The organism is Burkholderia sp. Bp9140 (assembly GCF_003853425.1).
Lineage (GTDB): Bacteria > Pseudomonadota > Gammaproteobacteria > Burkholderiales > Burkholderiaceae > Burkholderia.
The window spans coordinates 1-20,895 of record NZ_QTPQ01000039.1; the positions used below are offsets into that span (position 1 = coordinate 1).

The 20,895-nt window shown below is 66.2% G+C and carries 21 protein-coding genes; 15 read left to right on the forward strand and 6 right to left on the reverse strand.

Annotated features, from left to right (window positions below):
• The coding region (locus DIE21_RS28070) for a 2-oxo acid dehydrogenase subunit E2 (protein WP_185640711.1) at positions 1 to 240 on the forward strand (240 nt) is incomplete at its 5' end.
• Between the two features lie 282 nt (positions 241 to 522).
• A complete protein-coding gene (gene lpdA / locus DIE21_RS28080; protein WP_124500734.1) occupies positions 523 to 2,289 on the forward strand; it encodes a dihydrolipoyl dehydrogenase in 1,767 nt (588 codons plus the stop codon).
• Between the two features lie 172 nt (positions 2,290 to 2,461).
• On the opposite strand, the gene DIE21_RS28085 is transcribed toward lpdA, so the two are convergent.
• Entirely contained in the window at positions 2,462 to 3,028 is a 567-nt protein-coding gene (locus DIE21_RS28085) for a phasin family protein (RefSeq protein WP_124500735.1), read from the reverse strand.
• Positions 3,029 to 3,680: 652 nt separating this feature from the next.
• Here DIE21_RS28085 and pbpG point away from each other — a divergent pair.
• Positions 3,681 to 4,829, forward strand: a complete 1,149-nt coding sequence (pbpG, locus tag DIE21_RS28090) for a D-alanyl-D-alanine endopeptidase (protein WP_124500736.1) — start codon at positions 3,681 to 3,683, stop codon at positions 4,827 to 4,829.
• 103 nt (positions 4,830 to 4,932) lie between these two features.
• Here the strand turns inward: pbpG and DIE21_RS28095 are convergent, their stop codons facing one another.
• Positions 4,933 to 5,742, reverse strand: coding sequence for an IclR family transcriptional regulator (locus tag DIE21_RS28095; RefSeq protein ID WP_057925430.1), 810 nt, complete (start codon positions 5,740 to 5,742; stop codon positions 4,933 to 4,935).
• A 182-nt stretch (positions 5,743 to 5,924) separates the two neighbouring features.
• Between DIE21_RS28095 and DIE21_RS28100 the strand changes: the two genes are divergently transcribed.
• The 12 genes from DIE21_RS28100 (at position 5,925) to iscX (ending at position 15,103) form a co-directional block, all read left to right on the forward strand.
• Positions 5,925 to 6,647, forward strand: a complete 723-nt coding sequence (locus DIE21_RS28100; protein WP_124500737.1) for a (Fe-S)-binding protein — start codon at positions 5,925 to 5,927, stop codon at positions 6,645 to 6,647.
• Between the two features lie 34 nt (positions 6,648 to 6,681).
• Entirely contained in the window at positions 6,682 to 8,094 is a 1,413-nt protein-coding gene (locus tag DIE21_RS28105; protein ID WP_124500738.1) for a lactate utilization protein B, read from the forward strand.
• Positions 8,095 to 8,221: 127 nt separating this feature from the next.
• Positions 8,222 to 8,449, forward strand: a complete 228-nt coding sequence (locus tag DIE21_RS28110; protein WP_124500739.1) for a hypothetical protein — start codon at positions 8,222 to 8,224, stop codon at positions 8,447 to 8,449.
• 101 nt (positions 8,450 to 8,550) lie between these two features.
• A complete protein-coding gene (locus DIE21_RS28115; RefSeq protein ID WP_124500740.1) occupies positions 8,551 to 9,033 on the forward strand; it encodes a low molecular weight protein-tyrosine-phosphatase in 483 nt (160 codons plus the stop codon).
• Between the two features lie 117 nt (positions 9,034 to 9,150).
• On the forward strand, positions 9,151 to 9,690 hold the full coding sequence (gene iscR / locus DIE21_RS28120; RefSeq protein WP_009691731.1) for a Fe-S cluster assembly transcriptional regulator IscR: 540 nt from the start codon (positions 9,151 to 9,153) through the stop codon (positions 9,688 to 9,690).
• A 63-nt stretch (positions 9,691 to 9,753) separates the two neighbouring features.
• On the forward strand, positions 9,754 to 10,977 hold the full coding sequence (locus DIE21_RS28125; protein ID WP_124500741.1) for an IscS subfamily cysteine desulfurase: 1,224 nt from the start codon (positions 9,754 to 9,756) through the stop codon (positions 10,975 to 10,977).
• 68 nt (positions 10,978 to 11,045) lie between these two features.
• Complete coding sequence (gene iscU, locus DIE21_RS28130) at positions 11,046 to 11,453, forward strand: Fe-S cluster assembly scaffold IscU (RefSeq protein ID WP_009691729.1); 408 nt, start codon at positions 11,046 to 11,048, stop codon at positions 11,451 to 11,453.
• A 64-nt stretch (positions 11,454 to 11,517) separates the two neighbouring features.
• Entirely contained in the window at positions 11,518 to 11,841 is a 324-nt protein-coding gene (iscA, locus tag DIE21_RS28135; protein WP_011885413.1) for an iron-sulfur cluster assembly protein IscA, read from the forward strand.
• A gap of 94 nt (positions 11,842 to 11,935) precedes the next feature.
• Positions 11,936 to 12,463 (forward strand): Fe-S protein assembly co-chaperone HscB, encoded by a 528-nt coding sequence (hscB, locus tag DIE21_RS28140; protein ID WP_034176899.1) that lies wholly within the window; start codon positions 11,936 to 11,938, stop codon positions 12,461 to 12,463.
• Positions 12,464 to 12,517: 54 nt separating this feature from the next.
• A complete protein-coding gene (gene hscA / locus DIE21_RS28145) occupies positions 12,518 to 14,386 on the forward strand; it encodes a Fe-S protein assembly chaperone HscA (RefSeq protein WP_124500742.1) in 1,869 nt (622 codons plus the stop codon).
• An 88-nt stretch (positions 14,387 to 14,474) separates the two neighbouring features.
• Entirely contained in the window at positions 14,475 to 14,816 is a 342-nt protein-coding gene (gene fdx / locus DIE21_RS28150; RefSeq protein WP_124500743.1) for an ISC system 2Fe-2S type ferredoxin, read from the forward strand.
• A 77-nt stretch (positions 14,817 to 14,893) separates the two neighbouring features.
• Positions 14,894 to 15,103: a Fe-S cluster assembly protein IscX gene (gene iscX / locus DIE21_RS28155; RefSeq protein WP_124500744.1), complete on the forward strand. Its 210-nt coding sequence runs from the start codon at positions 14,894 to 14,896 to the stop codon at positions 15,101 to 15,103.
• A gap of 128 nt (positions 15,104 to 15,231) precedes the next feature.
• Here the strand turns inward: iscX and DIE21_RS28160 are convergent, their stop codons facing one another.
• From DIE21_RS28160 to recJ, 4 genes are all read right to left on the reverse strand, one after another.
• Positions 15,232 to 15,975, reverse strand: a complete 744-nt coding sequence (locus DIE21_RS28160) for a glycine zipper 2TM domain-containing protein (protein ID WP_124500745.1) — start codon at positions 15,973 to 15,975, stop codon at positions 15,232 to 15,234.
• A 349-nt stretch (positions 15,976 to 16,324) separates the two neighbouring features.
• Positions 16,325 to 17,851 (reverse strand): lysine--tRNA ligase, encoded by a 1,527-nt coding sequence (gene lysS / locus DIE21_RS28165; protein WP_124500746.1) that lies wholly within the window; start codon positions 17,849 to 17,851, stop codon positions 16,325 to 16,327.
• Positions 17,852 to 17,926: 75 nt separating this feature from the next.
• Positions 17,927 to 19,031 (reverse strand): peptide chain release factor 2 gene (gene prfB / locus DIE21_RS28170; protein ID WP_124500747.1). Its coding sequence is split into 2 segments (ribosomal slippage): positions 17,927 to 18,949 and positions 18,951 to 19,031, totalling 1,104 coding nucleotides; the frame shifts between segments, so codons are not numbered across the junction.
• A gap of 161 nt (positions 19,032 to 19,192) precedes the next feature.
• Positions 19,193 to 20,890 (reverse strand): single-stranded-DNA-specific exonuclease RecJ, encoded by a 1,698-nt coding sequence (recJ, locus tag DIE21_RS28175; RefSeq protein ID WP_124500748.1) that lies wholly within the window; start codon positions 20,888 to 20,890, stop codon positions 19,193 to 19,195.
• Positions 20,891 to 20,895 lie beyond the last annotated feature (5 nt).

Consider the following 20,895-nt stretch of genomic DNA (forward strand, 5'->3'; position numbering starts at 1 on the left):
TCGCTCGGCGGGATCGGCGGCACGAACTTCACGCCGATCATCAACGCGCCGGAAGTGGCGATCCTCGGGTTGTCGCGCGGCCAGATGAAGCCGGTGTGGGACGGCAAGCAGTTCGTGCCGCGGCTCACGCTGCCGCTGTCGCTGTCGTATGACCATCGCGTCATCGATGGCGCGGAAGCCGCGCGGTTCAATGCGTATCTCGGCGCGTTGCTTGCCGATTTCCGTCGCATCATTCTTTGATGAGCGGGGAGTGGGCTCGCGGGGGCGTGGGTTTTTTGGTTTGTTATCCACGCTCTGTCGTTGAACCTGTTTTGCTAACGGTCTATTAGCGTCGCCCCTGCGCGGGGCGGCGGTCACTTTTCTTTGTCTTCCAAAGAAAAGTAACCAAAAGAAAGGCGCGTCCTTGGGCGGACGGCAAAGGTGGTCCTGCCCAGGTTCGCGCTCTCTTGTCAGGCCGTCGTTGCGGGTTCTTTCTGCGGGTCTCTCCCTCTCTGTCTGCAGCTAATCAAGAAGGGGACAGTAATGAGTCTCATCGAAGTCAAGGTTCCGGATATCGGCGATTTCAGCGGCGTCGATGTCATCGAAGTCAACGTGAAGCCGGGCGACGTGATCGAAAAAGAGCAAACGCTCATCACGCTCGAATCGGACAAAGCCTCCATGGAAGTGCCCAGCGACGTCGCCGGCACAGTCAAGGAAATCAAGATCAAGGCCGGCGACAAGGTCTCGCAAGGCACGGTCATCGCACTCGTCGAAGCAGCGGCAGGCGCCGCCGCACCCGCGAAGGCACCGGAGCCGGCCAAGCCCGCAGCGGCTGCACCGGCACCGGCGGCCGCCGCCCCGGCACCCGCGCCGCAAGCCGGCAGCTACAGCGGCTCCGCCGACATCGAATGCGACATGCTCGTGCTCGGCGCCGGCCCCGGCGGCTACTCGGCCGCGTTCCGCGCAGCGGACCTCGGCATGAAGACGGTGCTGGTCGAACGCTACTCGACGCTCGGCGGCGTATGCCTGAATGTCGGCTGCATCCCGTCGAAGGCGCTGCTGCACACGGCACTCGTCGTCGAGGAAGCCGAGGCGCTCGCGGCGCACGGCATCTCGTTCGGCAAGCCGGAAGTCGATCTCGACAAGCTGCGCGACTTCAAGGGCGGCGTCGTCAAGAAACTGACGACGGGCCTCGCCGGCATGGCGAAGGCGCGCAAGGTCGACGTGGTCACCGGCGTCGGCGCGTTCATCGATCCGTATCACATGGAAGTGCAGGGCGAAAACGGCAAGAAGGTCGTCAAGTTCAAGCAGGCGATCATCGCCGCGGGCTCGCAGGCCGTGAAGCTGCCGTTCATGCCGGAAGACCCGCGCGTCGTCGATTCGACGGGCGCACTCGAACTGCGCCAGCTGCCCAAGCGCATGCTCGTGATCGGCGGCGGCATCATCGGCCTCGAAATGGCGACGGTGTACGCGACGCTCGGCGCCGAGATCGACGTGGTCGAAATGATGGACGGCCTGATGATGGGCGCGGACCGCGATCTCGTGAAGGTCTGGGAAAAGTACAACGCGAAGCGCTTCGGCAACGTGATGCTGAAGACCAAGACGGTCGGCGCGGAAGCCAAGGAAGACGGCATCTACGTGAAGTTCGAGGGCGAGAAGGCGCCGGCGGAAGCGCAGCGCTACGACCTCGTGCTGGTCGCGGTGGGCCGCAGCCCGAACGGCAAGACGATCGGTGCCGACAAGGCAGGCGTCGCCGTCACGGATCGCGGCTTCATCGACGTCGACAAGCAGATGCGCACGAATGTCCCGCACATCTTCGCGATCGGCGACGTCGTCGGCCAGCCGATGCTCGCGCACAAGGCCGTGCATGAAGGCCACGTCGCGGCGGAAGCCGCGCACGGCGAGAAGGCGTACTTCGACGCGCTGCAGATCCCGTCGGTGGCGTACACGGATCCGGAAGTGGCGTGGGCCGGCAAGACGGAAGACCAGTGCAAGGCCGAAGGCATCAAGTACGGCAAGGCCGTGTTCCCGTGGGCCGCTTCGGGCCGCGCGATCGCGAACGGCCGCGACGAAGGCTTCACGAAGCTGATCTTCGACGAGGAAACCCATCGCGTGATCGGCGGCGGCATCGTCGGCCTGAACGCGGGCGACCTGATCAGCGAAGTGTGCCTGGCCGTCGAGATGGGCGCGGACGCGGAAGACATCGGCAAGACGATCCATCCGCACCCGACGCTCGGCGAATCGGTCGGCATGGCCGCCGAACTGTACGAAGGCGTCTGTACGGACCTGCCGCCGCAACGCAAGAAGTAACGCAATCGGCACAGCCGGCCTCGCGCCGGCCATGAAAAACGCCGCCGCCCGGGACACCCGGACGGCGGCGTTTCTTTTGTCCGTGTCGCACCGACGACCGGATGCACGGATGTTCACGCGCCGGAAACAAAAAAGCCGCGCAGTGCGCGGCTTTTTCAGGAGCAGGGGACGCTTACGCGGCCGGCTTGCTCGAACGGCGCGATGCAGCAGCGCTGGCAGCCTTCGTCGCGACAGCGGCAGCCGCGTTGAAGTTCGTTTCGGCGATCTCGACGGCTTGCTTCGCAGCCTTCTGGACCGTTTCGTACGTGGTGTTCGCAGCGTTCAGTGCCGACTTCAGCGCGGCAACAGCCGTTTCCGAACCGGCCGGGGCGTTCTTCGCGACGTTGTCGACGAGGGCCTGGACCTTCTTGTTCTGCTCTTCGAATTGCGCTTCGGCAACCTTCGCGAACTCGGCTTGCGTCGCCGACGCGATTTCATACAGGTGACGGCCGTACGACAGCACCTTTTCCGCGACCGGTTGCGACAGGCTCGCTTGCAGCGCGATCAGTTCCTGTGCGTCCTTCACCGACAGCAGGCGCTGTGCGTTTTCCTGGCTCTCCGTCAGCGTCGACTTCACGACCTGCAGGTTCAGTTCGATCAGCTTTTCGACGCCTTCGAACGCCTTGGTCGTCAGACCGAACAGGCTTTCGAGGTTGGCTTTCTGTGCGGCGGCGATTTGCTCGGGGGTCAGCAAGGACATGTCAAGCTCCTGAAAAGCGATCGCGTCGATCGCAGGGTAAAGGGCACTACGCTGGGGAATCTCGGATGTGCGCGCTTTGTGCGACGCAGCAATGAGTCGTATTTTAGGGCAGAGAAAACAGTTGTCAAGCACTTTTTGTGCGTTGCACAATCGCGACAAATTATCGATAAAACAACAAGTTATCGCGGTCGTTCGGAATCGGTTTCACGCGCGATCCCACATGGTGCGCACCGGGCAGGGGCAGGCACGGCATACCATGATCATGCACAGGTAAACCTGACAGGGGTGTGGAACGTTATGCTTCTGTTCCTGTCGAAGAGCGCACCGTTTCAATGCGCGCGCCGTGGCGATGGGCCGCCGCCGCGGCCGAGACCTGTGCCACAGGCACGCCGAGCGCCGGATACGTACTTTCCCCGCTTTAAATCGTCGCCGAAGTGACGTTATCTCAATTAACCGTGTGGTAATCGGGAGACGGGTGCTGTCGGGCAGCGCATCCCATGAATTTTTTCGATGGGAGCGGGAAGGTTGATCGACTCATGGTCGGGCGACCCTTACATTCCGGTTTAACGACGATCGGTAAGTGCCTAATATTGCTCTTTTTTTCAGCTTTAACTACACTTGCGGAAACTCCGCCCGCTTTGTCCAGACCCCAATGAAAGCCGAATCGTTTTCACCGCGCAGATTGTTGCAGAGCATGACGCTCGGCACGGCTGTCTCGGTCGCCGTCGCCTTGCTGGCGACCGCCGCGTCCGTCACGCCCGCTGACGCCTTTGCCGCCACTGCGAACACTCACCAGGCCGCCAAGAAAGCCGCTTCCGCTTCGTCCACGAAGAAGAAGGTGAAGGCCGCCTCCGCAAAATCCGCCAACGTTGCGTCGGCCGATGCGCCTAAGGCATCGCGCAAGCGCGCGACGCTCGCGTCGAACGTGCACGGCCATCGCGGCGCGGTGCGCAAGGTGGCGTTCCAGCCGCGTCGCCCGACGGTCGGTCAGGCATTCGGCCTGCACGACACGCCGGACGCACTGGCGCTGCGCTCGAGCGTCGCGTACGTCGTCGACCAGAACACCGGCGAGCCGCTGTTCGACAAGAATTCGCACGCGGTCGTGCCGATCGCGTCGATCTCGAAGCTGATGACGGCGATGGTCGTGCTCGACGCGAAGGCGCCGATGGCCGACCAGATCGAGGTCACCGACGAAGATCGCGACTACGAGAAGGGTACGGGCTCGCGCCTGTCGGTCGGCTCGGTTCTGTCGCGCGAGGACATGCTGCACATCGCGCTGATGGCGTCGGAAAACCGCGCGGCTGCCGCGCTGTCGCGTTACTACCCGGGCGGCCGTCCGGCCTTCATCGCCGCGATGAACGCAAAGGCGAAGTCGCTCGGCATGAACGACACGCACTTCGAGAATTCGACGGGCCTGTCGAGCTCGAACGTGTCGAGCGCGCGCGACCTCGTGAAGATGGTCAATGCCGCGTACCAGTACCCGATGATTCGCCAGTTCTCGACCGATCGTACATACGACGTCAATACGGGCAAGCGCAACCTGGTCTACAACAGCACGAACGCGCTGATCCGCGGCAACGGCTCGTGGGACATCGGCCTGCAGAAGACGGGCTTCATCAACGAGGCAGGCGAGTGTCTCGTGATGCAGGCGACGATCCATGGCCGTCCCATGGTGCTGGTGCTGCTGGATTCGTTCGGCAAATATTCGCGCTTCGCCGACGCGGCGCGCCTGCGCAACTGGCTCGACGCCGGCGGCGGCGAGCGCCTGACGGCGGCCAACACGGCGAACGGCGGCACCTGATCGCGCCGCGGGGGTTCGCCGCCGCACCGGTCGCCGCAAGGAAAAAGCCCCGCAAAATCGCGGGGCTTTTTTCGTTCGGCCGCCATGCGGCGGGTAGCGCGGCTCACGCGTGCCGCTGCAGCCCTTCCGTATCTTTCGCGGGCGCGGGGCGGTAGCCGAGCGATTCGGAGATGGTCAGGGCGGTGCGGCTCAGCTGGCCGAGCCACGCGTCCTGCAGGCGGTCGGCCGGAGCCGATAGCGACAGGCCCGCGACGAGCTTGCCCGAGTCGTCATAGATGCCGGCCGCGATACAGCGCACGCCCAGCTCCAGTTCCTCGTTGTCGCGCGCGCACGATTGCTGGCGCACGAGCGTCAGCTCGCGCTCGAGCTTCGCGATGTCGGTAATGCTGTTCTGCGTATGGCCGGACAGCCCGGTGCGCGTCGCATAGGCGCGCACGCGCGACGTTTCGTCGACCGCGAGAAACAGCTTGCCGACCGAGGTCAGGTGCAGCGGCGCGCGGCCGCCGATCGCGCGGACGACCTGCATGCCCGAGCGCTCCGAATACGCGCGCTCGATATAGACGATTTCGTCGCCCTGGCGCACCGACAGGTTCACGGTCTGGCCGGTCAGGCGGTGCAGCTCGCGCATCGGCATCAGCGCCGCGTCACGCACCGACAGGCGCGCCTTCACGAGGTTGCCGAGCTCGAGCAGCCGCATGCCGAGCCGGTAGGTGCCGGGATCGGAACGGTCGACGAGGCGGCAGGTCACCATGTCGTTGAGGATACGGTGCGCGGTCGACGGATGCAGGTCGGTGCGCTGCGCAAGCTCCTTCAGGCTGACGGGGTCGCTGTGCGCGGCGAGCGCGTCCAGCAGCCGCATCATGCGTTCGATCACCTGGATCGACGTTTTGGAATCCGGGGTGGGTTGGCTCATGTCGGGGGAGAATCGGTTGACGCGTCAAGCGGTGTTGCGTCGATTGTATCTCGTATCGTGAAAAAAGCGAACGCCGTTCGAGGAAGTCCTCGTTTCCGGCCGTGCGCGCTTGCGTACGCGCCGGCGTTGGTCTTGCCGGCCAAACGGCGGATAATGAGAGCCGTTTTCTCGAAGGAGCGCGTATGCGAGTCGGTTTGTTCGTGACCTGCCTGGTCGACCTGATGCGTCCGGAAATCGGTTTTTCCGCGCTGAAACTGATTCGCGATGCCGGCTACGAGGTGTTCGTGCCGCCTGCGCAAACCTGCTGCGGCCAGCCTGCCTACAATTCGGGCGACCGCGCGCTCGCGCGCGACCTCGCGGAAAAGACGCTGCGCGAGTTCGAGCAGTTCGACTACGTCGTCGCGCCGTCGGGCTCGTGCGGCGGCATGATCCGCGCGCACTACGGCGACCTGTTCCGCGACGACCCCGAACTGATGGGACGCTATGCGCGGCTCCAGCAGAAAGTGTACGAACTGACCGATTTCCTCGCGAACGTCGCGAAGGTGACGCTCGCGCCCGGCGAATTCGCGGGCCCCGTCACCTACCACGACTCGTGTTCGGGCCTGCGCGAGCTCGGCGTGAAGGCGCAGCCGCGCGCGCTGCTCGCGCAGCGCGGCGTGGCCGTCACCGAGATGAAGGACTGCGAGCACTGCTGCGGCTTCGGCGGCACCTTCGCGGTCAAGTACGGCGACATTTCGGCGGCCATCGCGGACGAGAAATGCGCGAACGTGCGCGCCTCCGGCGCGGGCGCCGTGGTGCTCGGCGATCTCGGCTGCATGCTGAACATCGAAGGGCGGTTGCGCCGCACGGGCGACCGCGACACGCGCGTGCTGCACGTCGCGCAGGTGCTGGCGGGCGACGTCTGACGCCCGGTTCCGCTCACTTTTCCCCGATACCGCGATGCAAGTCCAATCGATGCATTTCAAGGCGCGTGCCGGCCAGAAGCTGGCCGACCAGCGCCTGCAGCAGAACCTGAAGAAGCTGTCGAGCAAGTTCGTGTCCGCGCGCGCCGACGCGATGACCGCAATCGACTTCCCGGCGACGCGCGCAGCGCTGAAGGCGCGCCGCAATCGTGCGCTGGAGAACCTCGACGTATGGCTCGAGGCGTTCGAGCGCGAGGCGACGCGGCGGGGCACGACGGTGCTGTTCGCGGAAACGACCGCGGACGCCGCGCGGCTCGTCGCCGACATCGCGCGGCGCCACGACGTGAAGAAGGTCATCAAGACGAAGTCGATGGTGTCCGAGGAAATGCGCCTGAACGCGGTGCTCGCCGAGATGGGCGTGCAGTCGATCGAGACGGACCTCGGTGAGTACATCCTGCAGATCAACGACAACGAGCCGCCGAGCCACATCATCGCGCCCGTCGTGCACAAGGACAAGGACGAGATCGCCGACCTGTTCGCGCGCACGCACCACCGCGAGCGGCTGACCGAGATTCCCGACATGACGCGCGAGGCGCGCGAGGTGCTGCGTCCGCATTTCCTGTCGGCCGACATGGGCGTGACGGGCGGCAACTTCGTGATCGCCGAGACGGGGTCGGTCGCGCTCGTCACGAACGAGGGGAACGAAGGGATGTGCACCGTGATGCCGCGCGTGCACGTCGCGGTGACGGGCATCGAGAAGGTGCTGCCGACGCTCGAGGATCTCGCGACGGCGATGCGTCTGCTGCCGCGCTCGGCGACCGGGCAGAAGACGTCGAACTACTTCTCGCTGCTCACCGGGCCGCGCGGCCCCGGCGACGAGGACGGCCCGGAGCACAACTACGTGGTGCTCGTCGACGGTGGCCGCACGGGGCTGATCGGCGGCGCATTCCAGGAGATGCTGCGCTGCATCCGCTGCGGCGCGTGCATGAACCATTGCCCGGTGTACCAGAAGGTCGGCGGGCACGCGTACGGATGGGTCTATCCGGGCCCGATGGGGTCGGTGCTGACGCCGAGCTACGTCGGCGTCGACCGTGCGCTCGACCTGCCGCAGGCCGCGACGCTGTGCGGCGAATGCGACAGCGTGTGCCCGGCCGGGATCCCGCTGTCGCACCTGCTGCGCACGCTGCGCGAGAAACAGGTCGAGCGGCATCTGCGACCGTGGCGCGAGCGCGCTGCGCTCGCCGCGTGGGGCTTTTTCGCGCGCAGGCCGGTGCTGTACGCGCTGGCGACCAAGCTCGCGGTGCGGGTCCTCGAGCGGCTCGGCGGCAGCGGCGGTACGCTGCGGCGCCTGCCGATGATGGGCGGCTGGATGGACACGCGCGACATGCCGACGCCGACCGGCCGCACGTTCCGCGAACTGTACGCCGCATCGCAAAGTCACCTCGGCTGACGACTGTTCATCGGGCGACAACAGTGCGTTCGCTATTTACACATTTATTTCGATAGGTGCGGTCTATAGAATCTTGCCTGTAGTCCCCGAAATCGGGTTTCGGGGCATGAGGTCAAGGAGCCGCATCATGAGAAAGACAATATCGATGTACTGGCCGCTGGCAATCGTCGTCCCGCTCGCCGCGCTCGCCTATCTGCACGCAATGGCCGACGCGCCGGCGCGTGGTCCGCTCGCCGTGCATCAGGCATCGGCCGAGCTGGCGCGCGCGGTGTCGTTCGGTCTGGTCGACGACGCGACGAAACCGTTGCCGGCCGCATCCGGCGACGTCGTGCTCGCCGCACCCAAGGCGCTGTAAGGCACGCCGCCGTCGCTTTGCACGGCGGCGCGATTTCGGGCGCCTTTGTATAATGGCGCGTTCTTCTCCCTCGCGGTTCTCCGCGGCTTTCCGATAGTGCGATGACCCGCGTTGCGATCTGTTTCGTCTGTCTCGGCAATATCTGCCGTTCGCCCACGGCGGAAGGCGTGATGCGCCACCAGGTGGACGCGGCCGGGCTGGCCGACCGGATCGCGATCGATTCGGCCGGCACCGGCGACTGGCACGTCGGCGAACCGCCCGACACGCGCGCGCAGGCGGCGGCCCGCACCCGCGGCTACGACCTGTCGACGTTGCGGGCGCGGCAGGTGAGCGCGGCGGATTTCGAGCGGTTCGACCTGCTGCTGGCGATGGATGAAGCCAATCTCGCGGAATTGCGCCGGCGCTGTCCGCCCGAGCTTCGCGACAAGGTGCGCCTGCTGATGGAGTTCGCGCCGGGCGCGGCCGAGACCGAAGTGGCCGATCCTTATTTCGGCGGCGCGCAGGGCTTCGAACAGGTGCTCGACCAGGTCGAGCGCGCGTGTGCGGGCCTGCTGGACACCCTCCGCAGCGGCGCCGCACGCTGATCGAGGCAAGGTATTCAGCGTGCTGCGAATACCCTGTCGCAGACATGGATACTTGACTAAAATCGTCAAATATTTATACTTGACCAAAATCGTCAAGATTGCAGTCCCCTAGACACCATGAGACTCACCACCAAAGGCCGTTTCGCCGTCACGGCGATGATTGACTTGGCACTGCGCCAGGAGCAGGGCCCGGTGACGCTTGCAGGCATCAGCCAGCGCCAGCGGATTTCGCTCTCGTATCTCGAACAGCTGTTCGGCAAGCTGCGCAGGCATGAAATCGTCGAATCCGTGCGCGGCCCGGGCGGCGGCTACAACCTCGCGCGCCGCGCGCAGGACGTCACCGTCGCCGACATCATCATCGCGGTCGATGAACCGCTCGACGCCACGCAGTGCGGCGGCAAAGGCACGTGCGACGGCTCGAAGCAGCCCGACGGCCATTGCATGACGCACGAGCTGTGGTCGACCCTGAACCAGAAAATGGTCGAATACCTCGATTCGGTGTCGCTGCAGGATCTCGTCGATCAGCAGCGCGCACGCGAGGGCGCACCTGCGGTGCTGCGCGACCGGCGCACGCCGGAGCCTGTCGCGGCGCCGGCCGAACCGGTGCGCACGATGCCGCTCGGTCCCAATTCGGTGTTCAACATCGCGAGTTCGTGAGCGCGAACGCGCCGCACACCCCATAACGCACATAGTCCCTGCACAGAATACCCGGAGCGACAGATGACCCAAGAGACTCTCCACCTGCCCATCTACATGGATTACAGTGCGACGACGCCGGTCGACCCGCGCGTGGTCGACAAGATGGTGCCGTACCTGCGCGAGCAGTTCGGCAATCCGGCGTCGCGTAGCCACGCGTACGGCTGGGATGCGGAGCGCGCCGTCGAGGAAGCGCGCGAACAGGTGGCCGCACTCGTGAACGCGGATCCGCGCGAGATCATCTGGACGTCCGGCGCAACGGAATCGGACAACCTGGCGATCAAGGGTGCCGCGAACTTCTACAAGGGCAAGGGCAAGCACATCATCACGGTGAAGACCGAGCACAAGGCCGTGCTCGACACCTGCCGCGAGCTCGAGCGCGACGGCTTCGAAGTCACCTATCTCGACGTGAAGGACGACGGCCTGATCGACCTCGACGTGTTCAAGGCCGCGCTGCGCCCGGACACGATCCTCGTGTCGGTGATGCACGTGAACAACGAGATCGGCGTGATCCAGGACATCGAGACGATCGGCGAGATCTGCCGCGAGAAGGGCATCGTGTTCCACGTCGACGCCGCCCAGTCGACCGGCAAGGTCGAGATCGACCTCGCGAAGCTGAAGGTCGACCTGATGTCGTTCTCGGCGCACAAGACCTACGGCCCGAAGGGCATCGGCGCGCTGTACGTGCGCCGCAAGCCGCGCGTGCGCATCGAAGCGCAGATGCACGGCGGCGGCCACGAGCGCGGGATGCGTTCGGGCACGCTGGCGACGCACCAGATCGTCGGCATGGGCGAAGCGTTCCGCATCGCGCGCGAGGAAATGGCGACTGAGAACGAGCGCGTCCGCATGCTGCGCGACAAGCTGCTGCGCGGCCTGTCGCAGATCGAGGAAACGTACGTGAACGGCGACATGGAGCACCGTGTCCCGCACAACCTGAACATCAGTTTCAACTTCGTCGAAGGCGAGTCGCTGATCATGGCGATCAAGGACGTCGCGGTGTCGTCGGGCTCCGCGTGCACGTCGGCGTCGCTGGAGCCGTCGTACGTGCTGCGTGCGCTCGGCCGCAACGACGAACTCGCCCACAGCTCGATCCGCTTCACGGTCGGCCGCTTCACGACGGAGCAGGACGTCGACTACGTGATCAACCTGCTGAACAGCAAGATCGCGAAGCTGCGCGAGCTGTCGCCGCTCTGGGAAATGCACCAGGAAGGCATCGATCTGTCGACGATCGAATGGGCCGCACACTGAACACCGCATTGAATACATTCGCGGGCGGATTTGCGCACGCAGACGTAACGAGTCAAGGAGTCTGAGTCATGTCATACAGCAACAAGGTTCTGGATCACTACGAAAACCCGCGTAACGTCGGTTCGTTCGCGAAGGACGACGACGCGGTCGGCACGGGCATGGTCGGCGCGCCGGCCTGCGGCGACGTGATGAAGCTGCAGATCCGCGTCGGCGCGGACGGCGTGATCGAAGACGCGAAGTTCAAGACGTACGGCTGCGGTTCGGCCATCGCGTCGAGCTCGCTCGTGACCGAATGGGTGAAGGGCAAGACGCTCGACGAGGCGCTGTCGATCAAGAACACGCAGATCGCCGAAGAGCTCGCGCTGCCACCGGTGAAGATTCACTGCTCGATTCTCGCGGAAGACGCGATCAAGGCAGCCGTGGCCGACTACAAGAAGCGCCACGACACCAAGGAAGGCGATCAGGCAGCGGCCTGAGCGGCATCGAGCGGCTTGTGAATGAACGCGGCGGGCCCGAGCGGCGCGCCGCGGCAAGGACATCATGGCAATTACACTGACCGAAAAAGCAGCACAGCACGTCCAGAAATACCTCGTCCGTCGCGGCAAGGGTGTGGGCCTGCGGCTTGGCGTTCGCACGACCGGGTGCTCGGGGCTCGCGTACAAGCTCGAGTATGTCGACGAGCTGGCTCCCGAGGATCAGGTGTTCGAGAGCCATGGCGTGAAGGTCGTCGTCGACCCGAAGAGCCTTGCGTACATCGACGGTACCGAGCTCGACTTCGCGCGCGAAGGGCTGAACGAAGGGTTCAAGTTCAACAACCCGAACGTGAAGGACGAGTGCGGCTGCGGCGAATCGTTCCGCGTGTGACGCGGTCTTCCGCGCGATGCGGGCAAGAGGCGGCACGGGCCGCCTTTTTAATGTGCGGCGTTTGCCGCGCGACGAACCGGAATTGAACGCGACGATGGTTTCGCTGAAAGACAGCCACTTCGATCTGTTTCACCTGCCGGCGCAATTCGCGCTCGACGAGGCGGCGCTCGACAGCGCGTATCGCACGGTGCAGACGCAGGTGCACCCGGACCGCTTCGCGGCGGCCGGCGACGCGCAAAAGCGCATCGCGATGCAATGGGCGACGCGTGCGAACGAAGCCTACCGCACGCTGCGCGATCCGCTGAAGCGCGCGACCTATCTGCTGTCGCTGCGCGGCGTCGACATCGGTGCTGAAAACAACACCGCGATGGAGCCCGCGTTCCTGATGCAGCAGATGGAGTGGCGCGAGGGCATCGAGGATGCCGCGGCCGCCCGCAACGTCGACGCGCTCGATGCGCTGCTCGCCGAACTGCGCGACGAAAAGCGCGTGCGCCTCGAGCGCCTCGGCACGCTGCTCGACAGCGCGGCCGACCAGGCCGCCGCCGAGGCCGTACGCCAGTTGATGTTCATCGAACGGGTCGCGTCGGAAGTGGGCGCGCAGATCGAGCGCCTCGAAACTTAACCGCGTGCCTCGCGGCACGCGCAGCAAACGGGCCGAGCGCCCGAACGAACCAAGATGGCTTTACTGCAAATTTCCGAACCGGGCATGGCGCCGGCGCCGCACCAGCGGCGACTCGCTGTCGGGATCGATCTCGGCACGACGAACTCGCTCGTCGCGGCCGTGCGCAACAGCGTGCCCGAAGTGTTGCCGGACGAGGCGGGCCGCGCGCTGCTGCCGTCGGTGGTCCGTTATCTGGAGAAGGGCGGCCGCCGCATCGGCCACGAAGCGAAGGAGCAGGCCGCGACCGATCCGCGCAACACGATCGTGTCGGTCAAGCGCTTCATGGGCCGCGGCAAGGCCGAGGTCGAAGGCGCGGCGAACGCGCCGTACGAATTCATCGACGCGCCGGGCATGGTGCAGATCCGCACGATCGACGGCGTGAAGAGCCCGGTCGAAGTATCGGCCGAGATTCTCGCGACGCTGCGTTACCGCGCGGAAGACACGCTCGGCGACGACCTGGTCGGCGCGGTGATCACGGTACCCGCGTATTTCGACGACGCGCAGCGCCAGGCGACGAAGGACGCCGCGCGTCTCGCGGGCCTCAACGTGCTGCGCCTGCTGAACGAGCCGACCGCGGCCGCGATCGCCTACGGTCTCGACAACGCGGCCGAAGGCCTCTACGCGGTGTACGACCTCGGTGGCGGCACGTTCGACCTGTCGATCCTGAAGCTGACGAAGGGCGTGTTCGAGGTGCTGGCCGCGGGCGGCGATTCCGCGCTCGGTGGCGACGATTTCGACCACGCGCTGTTCGGCCACGTGCTCGCGCAGGCCGGCATCGACGCGAAGGCGCTCGCGCCCGAGGACGTGCGCCTGCTGCTCGATCGCGTGCGGGTGCTGAAGGAAGCGCTGTCATCCGCGCCGCAAGCGTCGCTCGACGTGACGCTGTCGAGCGGTGCGCGCCTCGTGCAGACGATCTCGCACGACACGTTCGAGTCGCTCGTCGAGCCGCTCGTGCTGCGTACGCTGACGCCGACCCGCAAGGCCTTGCGCGACGCGCAGGTGAGCCCGGCCGACATCAAGGGCGTCGTGCTCGTCGGCGGCGCGACGCGCATGCCGGTGGTCCGCGACGCGGTCGCGCAGTATTTCGGCCAGCCGCCGCTCGTCAATCTCGACCCCGACCAGGTCGTCGCGCTCGGTGCGGCGATCCAGGCCGACCTGCTTGCCGGCAATCGCGGCAGCGGCGACGACTGGCTGCTGCTCGACGTGATTCCGCTGTCGCTCGGCGTCGAGACGATGGGCGGCCTCGTCGAGAAGATCATTCCGCGCAATTCGACGATTCCGATCGCGCGTGCGCAGGAGTTCACGACCTTCAAGGACGGCCAGACCGCGATGGCGATCCACGTCGTGCAGGGCGAGCGCGAGCTCGTCGCCGACTGCCGGTCGCTCGCGCGCTTCGAGCTGCGCGGCATCCCGCCGATGACGGCCGGCGCGGCGCGCATCCGCGTGACCTATCAGGTCGATGCGGACGGGCTGCTGTCGGTGTTCGCACGCGAGCAGCACTCGGGCGTCGAGGCATCCGTCGTCGTGAAGCCGTCGTATGGCCTCGCCGACGACGACATCGCGAAGATGCTCGAGGACAGTTTCAAGACCGCCGAGATCGATATGCGCGCGCGCGCGCTGCGCGAAGCGCAGGTCGAGGCCGAGCGGATGATCGAGGCGACGCAGGCGGCGCTGGCGGCCGACGGCGAATTGCTCGATGAAGCCGAACGCACGCAGGTGGACGCGCTCGTCGCGGCGCTGCGCACGATCGCTCAGGGCGACGACACGGACGCGATCGAAACCGCCACCAAGACACTGGCCGACGGCACGGACGAATTCGCGGCGCGCCGGATGGACAAGAGCATCAAGCGTGCGCTGGCGGGCCGACGGCTCGACGAGATCTGAACGAACGACCTGCACGCGGGCTGGCGACGGCCCGCGTGATATTGAACCGTGCGGCGCCAGCCGCCGCACCCTGACTGACGGAACGGACATGCCTCAACTGGTGGTGCTGCCTCACGTCGAACTGTGCCCGGACGGCGCAGTGATCGACGCGACGCCCGGCAAGAGTATTTGCGACAACCTGCTCGACAACGGGATCGAGATCGAGCATGCATGCGAGAAGTCGTGTGCATGCACGACCTGCCACGTGGTGATCCGCGAGGGCTTCAACGATCTTGAGCCGTCCGACGAGGACGAAGACGACCTGCTCGACAAGGCATGGGGCCTCGAGCCGACGTCGCGCCTGTCGTGCCAGGCGATCGTGACGGAAGATTCGGACCTGGTGGTCGAGATTCCGAAGTACTCGATCAACCACGCGAAGGAAAATCACTGACGGATCGGCGGGCCGGGCAGCGCGCAACGTGCGCGCCGTGCCCCGGTGGACTCGCCGCGTACACGGGAGAGCAGGCCATGAAATGGATCGATTCGCGCGAAATCGCCATCGCGCTGGCAGACAAGCATCCGGACGTCGATCCGCAGCGGATCAATTTCGTCGACCTGCGCCAATGGGTCATCGAGCTCGACGGCTTCACCGATGATCCGGCCCACTCGGGCGAGAAGATCCTCGAGGCGATCCAGGCCCACTGGATCGACGAATCCGACTTCGACGACGAAGACTGAGGTTCGCGCCGGCGCCCGCGCTGCGTTGCTCCCGCAAACGAAAAAGGCTCGTGATGCTTCACGAGCCTTTTTCGTTTCGAGTGCGCTGCGAGAGCCGTCGACGGACGGCCCCGGCGATGCGTGGAGCGTTACGAGCCGACCAGCGTGCCGTTCTCCACACGCACGCGCTGGCCCTGGCCGAACGGCGGCGCGTTGTGGTACGTGAACGTGCGCGTCGCGCCGCTTTCCATCTGGACCTGCACCTGGTAGTCGGTTTCCGCGCGCACCTGCTTCTCGACCTGGTTGCCGGCGAGACCGCCGCCGAGCGCGCCGATGATGGTCATCGCGGTGCGGCCGTTGCCGTGACCGAACTGGTTGCCGAGCAGGCCGCCGGCCGCGGCGCCGCCGACCGCGCCGATTCCCGAACTCTGGCCCGGCGTACGCGTCTGCGTAATCGCGACGACCGTGCCGCAGGTCTGGCAATAGGCCGGCTGCGCGGGTGCGGACGGCTGTTGCGCGTATTGCGGCGGTTGCGGTGCCGGCGCATGGCGGCGGTGCGTTGCCGCCGGGCGCGGCGCGGGCTTGGGTTCGGCTTGTGCAGCCGCCGCCTTCTCGGCAGCCGCCTTCTGCTGCGCGGCCTGTTCGGCTGCCTGCTGCTGCGCTTGCGCGGCCAGCGCGGCGCTGGCTGCCGCGGCCGTATCGACGGCCGGCTGCGACGCGATCAGCGCGGCCTGGGTCTGGCCGTTCTGCGCGTTATTGCTGCTGGCCTTCGGGAAGATGCCCGTGATCGCGGCGGTGGCCGCGAGGCTGGCGACGATGACGGTGCCTGCCGCGGTCGCGATGAGCGGGTGGAGGCGTTGCTTTTGCGGCGTGGTCTGATTCTGGTTGTCCATTTTTCTCTCCGGTGTCGATCCGGCTCGCATGTTGGTGCTGGTCGGATCCCACGCTCGGGAGCGATCAGACTCGGCGTTCCGGCGCCTCGTTCTGGTCCCGTGGTCATGCGTGGTGACGCAACAGGAGTGTCTTCCACGGGCGAGCGGCGCACCGTATCAAGGTGTAACGAATTGCAGCGGGGAACCGGCGGTCGCTACCGGGAAAACCCGGGGAAGGCCGTCGCGACAAGTAGATAAAATGGGGGAGGATCGAGGGCCGGCGGACGCCGGCAGGCGGGATTTACGCGTGGTTACAAAGCCGGCACGTATGCGCCGGCCGCGGGGCGCGACGCATACGTGGGCACGGGCGTCAGTCTTCGCGGCGCAGGTGCGGGAACAGCAGCACGTCGCGGATCGTCGGGCTGTCGGTCAGCAGCATCACGAGACGGTCGATGCCGATCCCGCAGCCGCCCGTCGGCGGCATCCCGTGTTCAAGCGCACGGATGTAGTCGGCGTCGAAGAACATCGCTTCCTCGTCGCCGGCATCCTTCTGCTCGACCTGCTTCCGGAAGCGCGCGGCCTGGTCTTCCGGATCGTTCAACTCCGAGAAGCCGTTCGCGATCTCGCGGCCGGTCATGAACAGCTCGAAACGCTCGGTGATGCCCGGCACCGTATCCGATGCGCGTGCGAGCGGCGACACTTCGACCGGGTAGTCGATGATGTAGGTCGGCTCCCACAGCTGCGATTCGGCGGTTTCCTCGAACAGCGCAAGCTGCAGCGCGCCGATACCGGCGTTCAGGAAGGCCGGCTGCGACACGTCGACGCCGAGACGCTTCAGTTCGGAGCGCAGGAACGCGTCGTCCGACAGCTGGCCATCGGTGTACTGCGGCGCGTACTTCTGGATCGCCTGCGTGATCGTCAGGCGATGGAACGGCTTTGCGAGGTCGAGCTCGCGGCCCTGGTACTGGATCGTCGCGGTGCCGAGCGCATCGATCGCCGCCTGGCGGATCAGCTGCTCGGTGAAGTCCATCAGCCAACGGTAGTCGGTGTACGCGGCGTAGAACTCCATCATCGTGAATTCCGGGTTGTGGCGCGGCGACACGCCTTCATTCCGGAAGTTGCGGTTGATCTCGAACACGCGTTCGAAACCGCCGACGATCAGGCGCTTCAGGTACAGCTCCGGCGCGATGCGCAGGAACATCTGCATGTCGAGCGCGTTGTGATGCGTGACGAACGGCTTGGCCGCGGCGCCGCCCGGGATCGGGTGCAGCATCGGCGTCTCGACTTCCATGAAGTCGGCGTTGTCCATGAAATTGCGGATCGACGCGATGGTCCTGGTGCGCGCACGGAACGTGTCGCGCGTTTCCGGCGTGACGATCAGGTCGACGTAGCGCTGGCGATAACGCATTTCCTGGTCGGCGAGGCCGTGGAACTTGTCCGGCAGCGGGCGCAGCGCCTTCGACAGCAGGCGCAGTTCCTTGCACTGGACCGACAGCTCGCCCTTGTTGGTGCGGAACAGCACGCCGCGCGCGGCGACGATGTCGCCGAGGTCCCACTTCTTGAATGCGTCGTAGGTCTCCGCGCCGACATCGTTCGGCGTCACGAAGAACTGGATCTGGCCCGACCCGTCCTGCACCGTCGCGAAGCTCGCCTTGCCCATCACGCGCTTGAGCATCATGCGCCCGGCAACCGACACCTCGACCGGGTTCGCTTCGAGCGCGGCCTTGTCCGAGTCGGCGTATTTCGCCTGGAGATCGGCGGCGTGATGCGTCGGCCGGAAATCGTTCGGATAGGCGATGCCTTGCTCGCGCAGTGCGCGCAGCTTCTCGCGGCGCTCGGCGATGATCTGGTTTTCGTCCGCGGCGACGGCGGGCTGCGTTTGGGTCGGTTCGGTCATGATGGTCGGAATTCGGAGTGGGTGCGGCAACGCAACGGGAAGGGCGGCGCGACCGGAGGGGCCGCGCCGCGGCGCTTACACGCCCTGTTTGAGGCTCGCGCTGATGAAGTCGTCGAGATCGCCGTCGAGGACGGCTCGCGTGTTGCTCATTTCGACGTTGGTGCGCAGGTCCTTCACGCGGCTCTGGTCGAGCACGTACGAACGGATCTGGTGGCCCCAGCCCACATCGGTCTTGCTCGATTCGAGCTTGTCCTGCTCGGCCTGGCGCTTGCGCATCTCGGCTTCATACAGGCGCGACTTCAGCATCGCCATCGCTTCGGCACGGTTGCGGTGCTGCGAGCGGTCGTTCTGGCACTGCACGACGATGCCGGTCGGCATGTGCGTGATCCGCACCGCCGAGTCGGTCTTGTTGATGTGCTGGCCGCCCGCGCCCGATGCGCGGTACGTGTCGATGCGCAGGTCGGCCGGATTGACCTCGACTTCGATCGAGTCGTCGATTTCCGGATACACGAACACCGACGAGAACGACGTGTGGCGGCCGCCCGACGAGTCGAACGGCGACTTGCGCACGAGGCGGTGGATGCCCGTTTCGGTGCGCAGGAAGCCGTATGCGTATTCGCCCGTGACCTTGACCGTCGCGTTCTTGATGCCGGCGACGTCGCCGTCGGACTCTTCGAGCACTTCGGCCTTGAAGCCCTTGCGTTCGCAGTAGCGCAGGTACTGGCGCAGCAGCATCGACGCCCAGTCGCACGCCTCGGTGCCGCCGGCGCCGGCCTGGATGTCGATGAAGCAGTTGTTCGGGTCGGCCGGGTTCGAGAACATCCGGCGGAATTCGATGTCGCCGACGCGCGCTTCGAGTTTCTTCGCGTCGTCTTCCGATGCGAGCAGCGTATCCTCGTCACCTTCCTCGCGAGCCAGCTCGAACAGGTCGAGTGCATCGCGCAGGTCGCTATCGAGCACCGTCAGCGTCGTGACGACGCCTTCCAGCAGCTTCTTCTCGCGGCCGAGTGCCTGGGCGTTCTTCGAATCGTTCCAGACGTTCGGGTCTTCGAGTTCCTTGTTGACTTCGATCAGACGCGCAGATTTGGCGTCGTAGTCAAAGATACCCCCGAAGCTCGCCCGCGCGGTTGCGCAGGTCGAGCAGGGAGCTTTCGATCGCGTTGAGACGTTCCGCTTCCATGATCGTTCGCTGTTCTTGCTTCGTAAAAAAGCGGAATTATAGCCGATCGGCAGGGTGTCCCGGTGACGCGGAATATGCTTGCATGCGCGCCGCGGCCTCGTCCGGCGCGGCGCGCATGCGGCCCGCGAGCGCCGCAGGCCGGGTGGCCGGGCGCGCGACGCTCAGCCGGCCGCGTGCTCGACGATCAGCTGGACGCGCGTCACGCCGTTCCACGTGTCGGCCACGAGGCGATATGCGATCAGCGCGCTCGCCGGCAGCGGCTCGGTGTGATTGAACCAGATTGCGTTCAAGCGCTGGCGGCCGCGCGCCAGCTGCAGCTTCAAGTGCTTTTCCTTCACGAGCGACTGCGACACGACGTCGAACTCGCCGGAGAAAAGCGGGGCCGGAAAGCCCTGGCCCCAGACGGCTTCGTCGAGCAGCCCGACGAACTGCGGTGTGAAATACGCTTCCTCGAGTTCGCCGTCGGTCTCGATCACGCGCGCGAGCGCGTCGTCGGACAGCCACTCGCGCGCGACGGCCTCGAACGCGGCCGCGAAGCGCGGCACGTTGTCGGTGTCGAGCGTGAGGCCGGCGGCCATCGCGTGGCCGCCGAACGCGACGATCAGGTCGGGCTCGCGCTTCGATACAAGATCGAGCGCATCGCGCAGGTGGAAGCCGGGAATCGAGCGGCCCGAACCCTTGACCCGCGTGCCGGCTTCGTCGGCATGCGCGAACGTGAACGACGGACGGTGGAATTTCTCCTTGAGCCGCCCCGCGACGATGCCGATCACGCCCTGGTGCCATTCGGGATTGAACAGCGTGATCGTGCACGCGTCGGCCGGATCGACGTCGGCGAGGTCGGCGAGCGCCTGCTGCTGCATGCCGGCCTCGATCTCGCGGCGCTCGCGGTTCATCACGTCGAGCTGCTGCGCGAGGTCCCACGCGCGGCCGATGTCGTCGGTGATCAGGCATTCGATGCCGAGCGACATGTCGGAGAGCCGTCCGGCGGCGTTCAGGCGCGGGCCGAGGCCGAAGCCGAGGTCGAAGCCCGACGCGGTGCGCGCCTCGCGGCCGGCCGCGCGGAACAGCGCGGCGATGCCCGGCTGCATGCGGCCGTTGCGGATGCGCTGCAGCCCCTGCGCGACGAGCACGCGGTTGTTGCCGTCGAGCCGCACCACGTCGGCGACGGTGCCGAGCGCGACGAGGTCGAGCAGCCCGTCGAGGCGCGGTTCGGCCTCCTTGCTCGCGAATGCGCCGCGGCGGCGCAGCTCGGCGCGCAGCGCGAGCAGCACGTAGAACATCACGCCGACGCCGGCGATGTGCTTGCTCGGGAATGCGCAGCCGGGCTGGTTCGGGTTGACGATCGCGCGCGCGGCGGGCAGCGCGTCGCCGGGCAGGTGGTGGTCGGTCACGAGCACGTCGATGCCGCGTGCGTTGGCGGCCTCGACACCCGCGACGCTCGCGATCCCGTTGTCGACCGTGATCAGCAGGTCGGGCTTGCGTGCGGCCGCGAGCTCGACGATCTCGGGCGTGAGCCCGTAACCGTATTCGAAGCGGTTCGGCACCAGGTAGTCGATTTGCGCGCCGAACATCCGCAGGCCGCGCACCGCGACCGCGCAGGCGGTCGCGCCATCGCAGTCGTAGTCGGCGACGACCAGGAGGCGCCGCTTGTCGGCGATCGCGTCGGCGAGCAGCGACGCGGCGTCGGCGCAGCCTTTCAGTTCGGTGGGCGGCACGAGGCGCGCGAGCGCGGTCTCGATGTCGGTCGGGGACTGCACGCCGCGCGACGCATACAGGCGCGCGAGGACGGGATGCAGGCCGTGGCGCGCGAGCGCTTCGGCGTCGGCGGGCGCGACGGGGCGGGTAACGATCCGGGTCATTCGGG